Origin of the sequence: Sphingomonas rhamnosi, assembly GCF_036663615.1 — a bacterium.
In the GTDB taxonomy this organism is placed as follows: Bacteria; Pseudomonadota; Alphaproteobacteria; order Sphingomonadales; family Sphingomonadaceae; genus Sphingomonas.
Genome location: NZ_JAXOJJ010000002.1, coordinates 334,775 through 348,086 on the forward strand (window position 1 = coordinate 334,775; position 13,312 = coordinate 348,086).

6 protein-coding genes are annotated in these 13,312 nt (G+C 65.8%); 3 read left to right on the plus strand and 3 right to left on the minus strand.

Features of this window, described 5'->3' with window-relative positions; translation table 11 throughout:
- Window positions 1-105 precede the first annotated feature (105 nt).
- A complete protein-coding gene (locus U1701_RS06615) occupies window positions 106-3,306 on the minus strand; it encodes a TonB-dependent receptor (protein ID WP_332781751.1) in 3,201 nt (1,066 codons plus the stop codon).
- 214 nt (window positions 3,307-3,520) lie between these two features.
- A complete protein-coding gene (locus U1701_RS06620) occupies window positions 3,521-6,055 on the minus strand; it encodes a glycoside hydrolase family 3 protein (protein WP_443026000.1) in 2,535 nt (844 codons plus the stop codon).
- Between the two features lie 254 nt (window positions 6,056-6,309).
- On the opposite strand from U1701_RS06620, the gene U1701_RS06625 reads away from it, so the two are divergent.
- Window positions 6,310-6,462: a hypothetical protein gene (locus U1701_RS06625; protein WP_332781753.1), complete on the plus strand. Its 153-nt coding sequence runs from the start codon at window positions 6,310-6,312 to the stop codon at window positions 6,460-6,462.
- A gap of 15 nt (window positions 6,463-6,477) precedes the next feature.
- Here U1701_RS06625 and U1701_RS06630 read toward each other — a convergent pair whose 3' ends face one another.
- Window positions 6,478-8,130: an alkaline phosphatase D family protein gene (locus U1701_RS06630; RefSeq protein WP_332781754.1), complete on the minus strand. Its 1,653-nt coding sequence runs from the start codon at window positions 8,128-8,130 to the stop codon at window positions 6,478-6,480.
- Window positions 8,131-8,307: 177 nt separating this feature from the next.
- Here U1701_RS06630 and U1701_RS06635 point away from each other — a divergent pair, with 177 nt between their 5' ends.
- Together U1701_RS06635 and U1701_RS06640 are read left to right on the plus strand one after the other, a co-directional pair.
- Complete coding sequence (locus U1701_RS06635) at window positions 8,308-10,695, plus strand: TonB-dependent receptor (protein ID WP_332781755.1); 2,388 nt, start codon at window positions 8,308-8,310, stop codon at window positions 10,693-10,695.
- Window positions 10,696-10,736: 41 nt separating this feature from the next.
- Window positions 10,737-13,196, plus strand: a complete 2,460-nt coding sequence (locus tag U1701_RS06640; protein ID WP_332781756.1) for a PhoX family protein — start codon at window positions 10,737-10,739, stop codon at window positions 13,194-13,196.
- Window positions 13,197-13,312 lie beyond the last annotated feature (116 nt).

Genomic DNA, 13,312 nt, shown 5'->3' on the forward strand with positions numbered 1-13,312 from the left:
GGCAAGTCTATCAGCGGGTTGGCGGCGGACAAAGAAAAAGGCCGCCGCACAAACGGCGGCGGCCTTGATAGTTTCGGACTACGTTCTGCCCGATCCCGACCGCGATCAGAAGCGATAGCGTGCGCCGAGATAGAAGCGTGGCTTGAGCTCCTGCACATAGACCAGGTTGGTCTTGGTGCGGGCATATTGCCGGAACGACTCGCTGGTCAGGTTGACGGCTTCGAGCGAGATCGAGAAGTTCTGCGCGATGTCGTAGCTCAGGCTGGCATCCAGCGTGCCGAACGCCGCGGTGAACAGCGGGTTGCGGTTACCGCCCTGGTTGGTGCCCGACAGATATTTGTCGCGCCAGTTGTACGACACGCGGGCAGAAATCCCGCCCTTGTCGTAAATCCCGGTAAAGTTGGCGCTATCGCCCAGGCCCGTGAGCGCGAAGATGTTGACGTTCGGGTCGGCATAGGGGTCGACGTTCACGTCACCCGTCACCTTCGTGTACGAAGCGGCGAAACCGAAACCCGACTGGCCGAAGAAGTTGGTCCAGGCGAGTTCGAAGCCGTGGATGTTGCCCTCGCGGTTGTTGACCGGCCCGCTGATCGCGAAATTGAACAGCGGATCGTTGGGATCGGCGACGATATCGACCGCGTTGGCAAGATCGACGACGAACTGTGTCCTGAGCCCCCCCGTCGCGGGATCGATGTTGCTCTGGAACGCGGCAGACGCCGCAGCCTGGTTGCCGTTATTCTGCGTCAGCAGCGCGGTGTAGGAGAACAGGTTGATGTCGCTGAGCGGAAGGTTGTTATTTCGCAGATACGCCAGCGCGATGCCGGAGCGCGAACCTGCGGCGCCCGAGCCTGGATCGCGCAACCCGAACAGATTGCCGTTGGTGACCTGGTTACCGACGAAGTTCCGGACGTCCTTGTTGAAGAAACCGACCGACACGAAGCTCGTCGGCTTGTAATACCATTCGAGCGACACGTCGAAATTGTCCGACACCAGCGGCAACAGCGCGGGATCCTGCCGGTTTGCACCGGCCGGCGCCGCGCCGAGCGCGGTCGGGCGGTTGGGTGCCCCGGCGCTGACCGAGGCGAACAGATTGCCGTAGTCGGCACGGGCCAGCGTCCGGCTGAACGAGGCGCGCGCGACGACGTTGTCGATCGGCTCGATGTTGAAATCGAGCGACGGCAGCAGATTGTCGTAGCTCGCCCGGACCGTGACGGCCCCGCTCGGCGGCCCGCCATCGACCGCGAAATCATTGTCCTGCGACCAGCGGATCGCGCTGGGCACCGATTGGACGCCGATCGACTTGACCCGGGTCTTTTCGTAGCGGACCCCGATCAAGGCATTGGCGCGGCGCCCTGCGATGTCGCCGGCCCAGGTCATTTGGCCGTAGACAGCCCAGGTCTTCTCTCCAACCGTATCGTCCGACGAGGGGCTGGGCGAGACGGCGTTGCCGCGTGCGACGTAATAGGGTTCGAAAATGTCGAGCAGATCGACCGCATTCGCGCGGAAGGCCACCAGCGAGGAGCCCGACGAATTCGGGTTATATTTGTCGAACTTGCAGGTCATGCAAAAGGTCTTGACCAGGTCGCCGGCCAATTCCGCGACACGACCGGTGTCGGTGATACCCCAGTCGCCCAACGTCTGGATGGTGTTGACGGTGGTCGAGCGCATTTGCGCATCGACATAGTTGCCGCCGAAGTTGAAGCGGCTTCCTCCGCCCAGATCCCAGGCGATGTCGCCGCCATATTGGTTGATGCGGGCTTCCTGGTTCGACGTGATCTTGCGCGCGACCTGGCTGCCCAGATCGCCGAGGTCGAGCTGGTTGTTGCAGTTGCCGCCGCGGTTGCCGTTGGTCGCACGGCAATCGTTGATCGTCTCGGATTGCTGCGGGAAGCCACTGGTGAAATCGACCTGATGGGTTGCGCGGACCGGGGCGCCGATCGAGATCGTCGTTGCCGAGGATCCGTTCGCATTGTCCGGATCGGTCGTCGACTTGGCGTGGTTGGCATCCAACGTCAGCTTGAAATTGTCGGCGAATTCCCATTTCAGATTGCCGCCGACCGAATAGAGTTGGGTCTTGGTCGCGAAGCGCTGCTGCTCGTAGCCCTTATCCGCCTGGATCGCCTCGGCCAGGATGACCGCGCTTTGCATCTGCTTGTCGTCGTCGAAGGTGACGGCGGTGAACGGCCGCTGGAACCAGTTGGTTTGCTCGCTGCGCTCGTCGCTCAGCTTGTTGCGGGCGTACAGCCCGTCGACGGTGATTTCGAGACGATCGGTCGGCTTGAACTGGATATTGGCCTGGCCGTTCAACCGCTCGCGACGGTTCTCGGAGAACTGGTAGCGGCTGTCGTTGGGGATCTGGACGTATGGCGTCGTCGGACGATTGGTGATCGTCGTCGTCGGCCTGATGTACGATCCGGCGGTGTTGAGGAAATCGGCCAGCGGCACGATGTTCCAATAGTTCGGATTGGACTGGACCGAGGCGGATTCGCGCAGCTGATAGCTGCCGAAGATATTGACGCCGAACGTCTCGTCGGTGTTCTTGTAGTTGATCAACCCCGACAGCTCGGGCGTGATCTTCTTCAAGTTGGCCTCCGCCTTCTCGACCGAGCTGTCATAGAGCGCCTTGGCGCCGATCGAGCCCGACAGGCCACCCTCGGTGGCATCGAGGGGGTGGCGGGTCACGACGTTGATCGCCGCGCCGATGCCGCCGGAGGGAATGTTGGCGCGACCGGTCTTGTAAACCTCCAGCGTCGCGACGCCTTCGGACGCCAGGTTCTGGAAGTCGAACGACCGGCCGGTGCCGGTCGCGAACGCGTTGCCGGTGCTGGTGTCGATGCTGGTGGCCGGAAGCTGTCGGCCGTTGAGGGTTACCAGGTTGAAGCCGCCGCTGAACCCGCGGACCGCGACCTGCGACCCTTCGCCGTTGGCGCGGCTGATCGACACGCCGGTGATCCGTTGCAGCGATTCGGCCAGGTTGGTGTCGGGGAACTTGCCGATGTCTTCCGCGGAGATCGCGTCGACGACACCGGCCGAGTTGCGCTTGATGTCGATCGCGCGATCAAGGCTTGCGCGGATGCCGGTGACGACGATCTCGTCGCTCTCGGGCTGCGTCGTCGCTTGTGGATCCTGGCTGGCGACCTGCGCCCCCGCCGCATCGGTCGCAGGGGCGGTGAGCGTGGTCGGCTGCGCATTGGCCGCGTCCGCGCCCGGCGCTGTCTGCGCCGCCACCATGCCTGGCGCCATCAGACACGTAACGATTGCGATCGCCGAAACCGAACGCGCGAGCGTCCCCGATAACCCCTGCATACACCCCTCCTCGCAAACGAACTCTTCGGTTCGTCTGTACGATTATGCACGCCCCCGATGAACTGTGCGGTGATAGGGCTACCATAACGCGGAATGTTGTCAAACCAGATGACGCTCATCTACGACCATTTTGAGTAGATTCTCGAAAATGGTCGTAGTTGCTATAAGTCAGGTAATGTTACCTTTCTACTCTAGTCGAAGTCGTGGCCGGCCATCATGAGGCACCGCAGCGATCCATCGCGACGTCGGCGCGCGTCACGCGGATATCCGAGATCGAGAGCGTCATCTTGCCCGCCGTCGCCAGTGCAAACGGCTGCGTCACCTTCGAGGGGTCGACGCCGGTCGCGACGAAGCATTTGAGCGGGATCGCCAGCGTCTGCCACTGACCGACCGGCGCCGCGCGCAGGACGCCGCCGATCGCCACCTGCCCGGGTTTGCCCTCGCTACCCAGCGTGACGGAGACCGGCGCAGTAGGCTTGGCGTCGACCCGGTACTGGACGACCAGGCTGAGTTCGCCGTTCGCTTCGCGCGACAGGTCGAGCGCGCTGTTGGGTTCGATGCGGACATCGGCCTCGCGTGCACCGGTCCAGGTGAACCGGCGGGCGTCTTCCTGCGCGTTGCGGTCGACGCCGGCGACGCTGAGCGTGCCGGCGGGGCTGCGGCCGGTATTGGCAACGATCCGGGTCGATCCGGTGCCCTCGCCCAGCGATAGGCTCCAGGCGTCGACAACGCGACCCTTGGCGAAGAACACACCGCCCGAATCGACCACCATGCCGGCAGGACGCGCCTCGTCCAGCTTGGGCACGACGACGTGATCGGCATAGGTCAGGCCGTAGCCGAACGCGAACAACGGGTCGTAGTTGGGGTCGCGGCGGTTGAGCACATATTGGTCGGGCCGCTTTGGCCAGGAGAATGACAGTTTGCCCCGGAAGTCATGCGCCGGTTTGCCCGCCGTGTCGGCGAACAGCACGTCGGCAACGCCCGCGCCTTCGCTGCCCGGCAGGAACGCCGCGACGAACGCATCGGCCGCGTTCAGTTCCGCGTTGACCCACATCGGCCGGCCCGACAGGAAAACCGCGACCACCGGGATATCCGCCGCCTTCAACTTGCGCAGCAATTCGAGGTCGCTCTTGTCGCCCGGCGAGAATTCGAGGTTCGGGCGGTCACCCATGAACTCAGCATAGGGAGTCTCGCCGAACACGACGATCGCGGCGTCGGGTTTGGCCGTGTAGGCACCGGTCGGCGCATAGGTCGCGGTGCCGCCGCCCGCGCGCACCGCCTGATCGATGCCTTTCCAGATCGAGGTCGCGTTGGGAAAGGCGCTGTTGGGCACGCCCGCGCCTTGCCACGTGATCGACCAGCCGCCGGCTTGCTGCGCGATGCTGTCCGCGGCGATGCCAGCCACGAGGATGTTCGCGGCGGGCTTCAGCGGCAGGAGGTTCCCATTGTTCTTCAGCAGCACCAGCGACTCGCGCACCGCCTGACGGCCGATCGCGTGGGCGTCGGGCGAACCGATCAGGCCGAACTTGCCCGCGACCGCGCGCGACGATGGCCGCCCCGTCTCGAACGTGTGCGCCAACAGCTTTGCGCGCAGGATGCGGCGGACCGCGTCGTCGAGCCGTGCGGGCAGGATTTCGCCCGACTTCGCCTGCATCAGCGTGTTGGCGTAAAGCTTCTTCCAGTCGCCCGACATCATGAACATGTCGAGCCCCGCGTTGATCGCCGCGGCGCAGCTTTCGTTGGTGCACCCGGCGATCTGCCCGTGCGCGTTCCAGTCGCCGACGACGAAGCCGTTGAACTCCATCCGGCCCTTGAGCACGTCGGTCAGCAGGCTCTTGTTGGCGTGCATCTTCTCGCCGTTCCAGCTCGAGAAGCTGGCCATCACGCTGAGCGTGCCGGCCGCGATCGCAGGCGGATAGCCGGCGGCATGGACGTCGCGCAGTACGGTTTCGGAAACGCGGGTATCCCCCTGGTCGCGGCCGCCGGTGCCGCCGTCGCCGACGAAATGCTTGGTCGTCGCGATGACGTGGCCGGGGCTCAGGAAGTCGGACGTCCCGACCTGGCCCTGGACGCCGCTGACGACATGGCCGGCATAGCTCGCGACCACCGCGGGATCCTCGGAATAGCTTTCATAGGTGCGCCCCCAGCGATCGTCCTGGACCACCGCGAGCGTCGGCGCGAAGCTCCAGTCGAGCCCGGTCGCAGCGGTTTCGAGCGCGGTGACCCGACCGATCCGTTCCATCAACGCGGGATCGCGCGCCGCACCGAGACCGATATTGTGCGGAAACAGCGTCGCGCCGACGACGTTGTTGTTGCCATGGACGGCGTCGGTGCCCCAGATCGTCGGGATCTTCGGCCGACCGTCGCTGCGCGTCATCGACGCGTCGTAATAGGCGTCGGCGAGTTTCAGCCATTCGGCGGGCGGCGCGAGTTCGTCGTTGTTGGGCGCGGAATTGCCGCCGTTCAGCACCGAGCCGAGCTTGTAGGTTCGCAGATCCTCCGGCTTCACCGTGGCGATGTCCGCCTGAATGATCTGGCCGACCTTGTCCTCGATCGACATGGCGCGCAGCATGGCGGTGATCCGTGCTTCGATCTTGGGGTCGAGCGCAGGCCTTGCCGCCACTTTGGGCCAGGATTCGGGGTGTGCCACCGGCGACAGCGTCGTCGCGGAGTCGGGCGCACCCTGCGCCGAGGCAACCGTACCCAACAACGCCAACACCGTGGCGACCGAAACATGTACCCGCATCATTCTCTCCCAGCGCCCGTACGTCGAGCTTGCCGCGTTTGAATGCGAACCCCGCCCCCGCGTCAACGACTATCCGCGATGCGGCGTGCGCACAGGCGCGTGGGACGGCGCGCCGGACCAGACAATCGGTATGATCGAGAGCAACTCCTGGCTCCGTTCGGCAAGCCCCGCGTTGGACGCACAGGATCAGCAGCACGGAGGTCGCAATGCAGCAAGTCTAGCAGACGCCGTCCGATGTCACCGCCGAAGAGGGCGAGGTGCAGATCGACGGCCCCGATGGCGTGGCCCTAGCCATGACTCCCGAAGCCGCGGTCGAAACCTCCGACCGATTGCTGGAGGGCGCGACCGAGGCGCAGGGCCAGAAGCGCTTCGCCGACCGGCTCGACCGCGAGCGCAAGGGGCTGGTGTAGCCCCTCGCCCCTCGATCAGCCGATCTCCGCGATCGGCTGATCGATCTTCGTGGCGACGCGGAACCGCTTGGCGGTGGCCTGGGTGAACGGCTTCGCTAGCACCGTCGAGACGGTGCGGAAGTCGGCGACCGCGTCCTGCTGGGTCAGCGTCAGCAGAAGATAGCCCTTGTTGTCCTGGTCGCAGAAGCGGACCTCTTCGTTGGCATCCGCGATGTAACGACCGATGCCGGGCAGCAGCGAGCCATAGGACGGGCTGGTGACGGCGGTCGCGCCGAATTCCGCGGCGACCAGAGCGCCCGACGCGTCATGCAGATCGTTGGCCCAGGCGGCGTGGCTGTCGCCCGACAGCACGATCGGACGCGACTTCGCGCGCCGGAACGCAGCGTAGAGCCGCTCGCGCGCGGGCGGGTAGCCGTCCCAGCTGTCGAAGTTGAACGGCAGTCCGGCCCGGTAGGACGCGATGCCCGCCATCAGCCGATCGCGCCACATCGCAGGCAACCGCGCCATCATCGCACCGAACTTTTCGGCCCCCATCTGCTTTTCGAGGTCGGGACCGGCGACCCGGGCCATGACGACCTGGTTGCCGAGCACCTGCCACGGCCGCCCCGCGGCGACCGAAGCGGCAAGCGTGCGTTCGACCCAACCGAGCTGCGCGGGGCCGAGCAGTTCCCGCTCCGGCTGCGCGCGCTCGGCCATCATCGGGGCGTAATCGGCAGGAGCGATCCCCTCCCCCTTGCTCGCCACCTGCTTGCTCCGCGCGAGCAACCGCGTCTCGACCATCACGATGGTCGCGAGATCGCCGAAGTCGAAGCTACGGTTGATCGCCTCCCAAGGCTGGCCCGGCTTCGGGTCGCGGATCGGCATCCATTCGAAATAGGCCTGCATCGACGCCGCCTTGCGCGCCTTCCAGTCGCCCTCGGTCTTGGGATCGTGGTTCTCGGCGCCGCCCATCCAGTCATCGTTGGCGACTTCGTGATCGTCCCAGACGCAGATGAACGCGGCACGGGCGTGCGCGGCCTGCATGTCGGCGTCGCGTTTCACCTGCGCATGGCGGGCGCGGTAGTCGGCGAGCGTCAGGATTTCGTGGGCAGGTTCGACCAGACGACCGATCTTCTTGGCGACATCGGCGCCGAACCCGTCGGTGCCATATTCGTAGATATAGTCGCCAAGGTGGAGGACCGCGTCGAGCCGGTCGAGCTGCGCGATCGATTGATAGGCGTTGAAGAAGCCGCCGCCGTACAGCTGGCAGGACACGACGGCCATGACGACGTCGGCGGTCTTGCCCTTGGGCAGCGTGCGCATGCGACCGGCGGGCGAGCGTTCGCCTGAGGGCCCAGTGAACCAGTAATGATAGTCGCGCCCGGGCTGGAGCCCGGTCGCCTCGACCTTGGCGGTGAAGTCGCGCGCGGCGCGGGCGGTCACACGGCCCGAACGGACCGGCTTGCCCTCCGCGGTTTCGGCGACGTGCCAGTCGAGCGCGATATCCCCGGCACCGCTGGCCGGCGTCGCACGGGTCCACAGTATAGCGCCATCCGCGCTGGGATCGCCGCTCGCGACACCGTGCGCGAACGCGACGGGCGCCGCCGCCGCGGCAAGCGGCAAGGCGGGCAAGCTGATCGCAGCACCCGACCCGATGAGAGTGAGCGCGTCGCGGCGGTTGATGGTCATGGTGGCAGGCCCCTTGAATGTCACCGCCAGCTAGCCACGACGCGCTACAGTTCGATGGCGCCAGTATGACAGACCCGTCATATTTCAGTCATTCTGGTTTCATCGTTCCGACACCAACGCGTCACGCACCCGTCCTAGTGCCCCGGGAACGACACGGGGGACTCAATGAAAAGACTGATGACGCGGCTCGCACTGGCGACGTTCGCTTTGGGGAGTTCGACGACGGCCTTGGCACAGGCCATCGTGGCGCCCGATGCGCCGCAGGACGGTGGCGGTTATGAAGCCGGCGAAGAGATCGTCGTCACCGCGCAGAAGCGCGAACAACGGATCGCCGACGTGCCCGTCACCGTCACCGCGCTCACGGGCCAGCGGATGGCCGCGATCGGCGTCAATTCGCTGACCGAAGTCGCACAGTTCATCCCCGGCCTGCAGATCCAGGAGCAGAGCGCGAACAACCCCGGTTTCGTCATCCGCGGCATCACGTCGGACAGCGGATCGTCGCAGCAGGGGGCGCGCGTCACGCTCTATTACAACGGCGTCGACATCAGCCGCACACGGGGTGCGTATCAGGATCTGTACGACCTCGCGCGCATCGAAGTCGTGAAGGGCCCGCAGGCGACATTGTTCGGCACGGCCTCCGCCGTCGGCGCCATCAGCATCGTCTCGGCAAAGCCCGAGCCCGGCTTTTCCGGAGCGTTGAACGGATCGTACGGCAATTACGACCGCACCCAGATCTCGGGCTTCCTGAACGCCGGCAACGACGTGATCGCCGGACGCCTGGCCTTCGCGTACAAATATCGCAAAGGCTATGTCCGCAACATCGCCGGTGACGCCAACGTCCCCAACCAGAACCAGGGCGGTGTCGACCAGGACGATCTGAACGGCCAGGACCAGCGCGGCATCCGCGGGTCGCTGCGCTTTCGCCCGAGCGACACCGTCACCGCCGACCTCGTCCTGACCTATGACGGCCAGCGTAATCCCGGCACCGCGTTCAAGAGCCGTGCGTTCGCGCCGACCGGCGGGCAGACCGGCGACTATGGGTACGCCGAACTTTCGGGATCGCCGGACAGCCTGTCTGCGCTGGGCGCGCGCAAGCTGGGTCTCGACCGCAACGTCTATGACGCCAACCTGACGATCACTGCGGACCTCTCGCCGGGGATCACCTTCACCACCGTCAACGGTTATCGCCGCTTCGACGCGCTCGAAATCTTCGACGCGGATGGCGGCCCCGCCAACTATCTGGAATTCGCCGAAGACGCCAAGGGCGACCAGTGGAGCCACGAAAGCCGCTTCGCATTCGACGGGCCGAAATACCGCGCTTCGGTCGGCTGGAACGCCTTCTTCGAAAACAATTCGCAGCGCGTGCCGTTCGCGACCGAGGAGGGGACGTACATCGCCTGCTCGGTCTCTCCGGCCTACGCGCAGGTTCGCGCCGCGCTTACCGCCGCCGGCATCCCGACCGGCGCCAATTGCGTCGCGGCCAACGGCACTATCCCTGCGACACGTGCGACCGCGGTGCTGAGCGGCGGGCGCCTGACGTCGGTGCCCTATCGCTCCGAGTTCACCAACTACGGCAACAACGACACCTATTCGATGTTCGCCGACGCGACGTGGATCCCGACACCCGCGCTCGAGCTCACCGCCGGTGCGCGGGTGCTGATCGAGGATCGTCAGTCCGGCTATTCGTCGATCCAGCCCAATTCGCAGCTGCTCGCCGCGCTCGGCGTGCGCACCAGCCTGCTCGGCACCGCCAACACCAACGGCAACAAGTTCGTCGCGGAGAAGAGCTTCTACGCGCTGCTGCCGCGGTTCAACGTGCTGCTGAAACTCAACGACCAGCTCAACCTCTATGCGACGATCAGCAAGGGCCGCCGCTCGCCGGTAGTCCAGCTCACCGCGCAGAACACCGCCTTCGGGGTGGGCCCGAACCTGGCCAACGTGCCGCAGGAAAAGGTCTGGAACTATGAAGGCGGCATAAAGGGCCAGGTCGGGCCGTTGAGCGGCGCAGCGTCGGTGTTCTACCAGACCTATGACGGCTTCCAGTTCTCGGTGACGAGCGGCGGCATGACGTTCGTACGGAGCGCGGACTCGGCCAACAGCGTCGGCGTCGAGCTCGAGGGCAATCTCCGCCTTGCGCCCTATCTCTCGCTGTTCGGCGCGTTCGCCTATATCGACGGCGGCATCGGCGACGAGGCGGCGAACGGCGCCTATGCGGGCAATCAGTTCCGTCTGCAGCCCAAGACGACGGCATCGGGCGGCGCGATCCTGCGGTTGCCGGTCGGCGGCGCCACCTTCTACGCCACGCCGAGCGTCACCTATCGCACGAAAGTGTTCTTCGAGTTGCCGAACAACCCGGCGACCAGCACGCCGGGCTATACGCTGGTCAACCTGCGCGCAGGCCTCGAACTGGCGCAGGGCCGCTACACGGTCGGCGGCTTCGTCCGCAACGCGACCAACAAGCGGTACCTGATCGACGCCGGCAACACCGGCGGCGGCTTCGGCATCCCGACCTACATCGCCGGCGAGCCGCGCTTCTACGGCGTCGAACTCGGCGCACGGTTCTGACGCGCGCCTGATCAATCAGTACATTTAACGGGGGACTTTTCATGACCAGCTATACCGACGGCGATATCGATACCAATCCGACCGCCAACCCGCATTTGAACGACCTGATCGAGGTTCGCTATTCGCGCCGCCAGACGCTGATGGGCGGCCTGTCCGCCGCCACCGCCGCGGTGTTCGGCGGCATGCTGCTGGCCGGCTGCGACGATGACGGCGACGGGTCCAGCCCAGTCACCGTGACCGCCGGCTCCAGCGCCAATGCGGCGCCCGGTCGCCCGGTGACTTTGACCGGCTCGGCGATCGGCCAGGTCGACAGCGTGGCCTGGACCCAGGTCAGCGGGCCCAGCGTCACGCTGACCAACGCCAACACCGCGACCGCCACCTTCATCGCGCCTGGCGTCGCCGCCGGTACCGCGCTCGTGTTCCGCTTCACCGCGACCTCGGCGAGCGGCACCAAGACCGCCGACGCCACGGTGACGATCGGCGCGACCGCGCTCGGCTTCACCGCCGTGCCCAAGAGCCTCGCCGACGTCGTCGCGGTACCGAGCGGCTATGCGGTCACGGTCCTGTACCGGCTTGGCGATCCGATCGCGAGCGGGGTCGGCGCCTATGCCAACAACGGCACCGACACCAATTTCGCACAGCGTGCCGGCGATCATCATGATGGCATGACCTATTTCGGACTGTCCGCTGCCGGCGCGCCCGACGCCAATGGCAACACCCGCGGACTGCTGGTGCTGAACCACGAAAACATCACCCAGGCCTATCTGCATCCGAACGGCCCGACGACGGTGAGCGGCGCCCGGCCCGAAGCCGAGGCGCTGAAGGAAATGGAATGCCACGGCGTGTCGGTGATCGAAATCAACCGCGCGACCGACTGGAGCTACGCGCCGACGTCGACGTTCAACCGCCGGATCACGCCGATGACGCCGATGAGCTTTTCGGGGCCGGTGCGCGGTAATGACAGCCTGAAGACACGCTATTCGCCCGACGGCACGGCGGGCCGCGGCACGATCAACAACTGCGCCAACGGCACCATGCCGTGGAACACGTATCTGACCAACGAAGAGAATTGGGTTGGGTATTTCCGTCGCGAGGTCGGCGACGGCGCGCGGCGCGCGGCGACCGGCGCGGTCGGCGTCAAGGCGAACACCTCACTGACGCGCTACGGCAAGAGCGAGAGCAACACGGGCGGCAACTACGGATGGGCGACGGTTGTCCCCGCCGATGCGACCAACACCGCCTATGCGCGCTGGAACATCACCGCACAGGCCGGCGCGGCTGCCGACGGCACGGGCGATTTCCGCAACGAGATCTTCCAATATGGCTGGGTGGTCGAGATCGACCCGTTCGATCCGGCCTCGACCCCGCGCAAGCGCACCGCGCTCGGCCGGATGAACCATGAAGGCTGCCAAGTCGGCCGCACCATCGCGGGGGTGAAACCCGCCTTCTACATGGGCGACGATGCGCAGAACGAGTATATCTACAAGTTCGTGTCGGCGACGCCGTGGTCGGCCGCAGATGCCACCAATGCGAACCGTCTGGCGATGGGCGACAAATATCTCGATACCGGCACGCTGTACGTCGCCAAGTTCAACGCCGACGGATCGGGTCAGTGGCTGCCGCTGGTGTTCGGCCAGGGTCCGCTGACCGCCGCCAACGCCACCTACCCCTTCGCCAGCCAGGCCGACGTACTGATCAACGCGCGGCTTGCCGCGGACGCGCTGGGCGCGACTCGGATGGATCGTCCCGAATGGACTGCGGTGAACCCGGCGACGGGCGAGATGTACTGCACGCTGACCAACAACAGCTCGCGTACGGTGGCGAACGTCGATGCGGCCAACCCGCGCGCCTATACGGACCCGAAGACGACGACCGGATCGACCTCGGGCAACGCCAACGGCCATGTCATCCGCCTGCGCGAGAGCGGCGACACGTCGGAGGCGACCGCGTTCGCGTGGGACATCTATGCGTTCGGTGCGGGCAGTGACCTGGACGCGACCAACATCAACCTGTCGGGGCTGGATGCGACCAACGACTTCTCGTCGCCCGACGGCCTGTGGTTCGGCCTGCCGACCAACGCATCGGGGCTGATCACGCCGGTGATGTGGATCGAAACCGACGACGGCGCCTATACCGACGTCACCAACTGCATGCTGCTCGCGTCGATCCCCGGCACGGTCAACGACGGCGCCACCAAGTCGGTGACCAACACGATCGCGGGTGCGACGAGCACGGTCACGACGCGGGTCGGCAAGGCGCCGGGCACGGCGCTGCGCCGTTTCCTGGTCGGGCCGAAGGAGTGCGAGATCACCGGCATCCATTCGACGCCGGACGGTCGCTCGCTGTTCGTCAACATCCAGCATCCGGGCGAGAATGGTGGCCCGACCAACATCACGAGCAGCTGGCCGGCGAACCAGGCCGGCGCGGTGGCGACGCCGTCGCGGCCGCGGTCGGCGACGATCGTCATCACCAAGACCGACGGCGGGGTGGTCGGGCTGTAAGGCTCCGTCCCCTCCCCCTACTCCGTCATCCCGGCGAAAGCCGGGACCCAGGGTTACAGGCGGCACTGCTTGCAACCCTGGGTCCTGACTTTCGTCAGGATGACGAGGCTTGGTTC

What these genes read in the sequence shown, in the direction of transcription:
- U1701_RS06635 (WP_332781755.1), top strand. Translation starts at nt 8,308, where the DNA reads ATGACGCGGCTCGCACTGGCGACGTTCGCTTTGGGGAGTTCGACGACG.
- U1701_RS06620 (WP_443026000.1), bottom strand. Translation starts at nt 6,055, where the DNA reads ATGATGCGGGTACATGTTTCGGTCGCCACGGTGTTGGCGTTGTTGGGT.
- U1701_RS06640 (WP_332781756.1), top strand. Translation starts at nt 10,737, where the DNA reads ATGACCAGCTATACCGACGGCGATATCGATACCAATCCGACCGCCAAC.
- U1701_RS06630 (WP_332781754.1), bottom strand. Translation starts at nt 8,130, where the DNA reads ATGACCATCAACCGCCGCGACGCGCTCACTCTCATCGGGTCGGGTGCT.
- U1701_RS06615 (WP_332781751.1), bottom strand. Translation starts at nt 3,306, where the DNA reads ATGCAGGGGTTATCGGGGACGCTCGCGCGTTCGGTTTCGGCGATCGCA.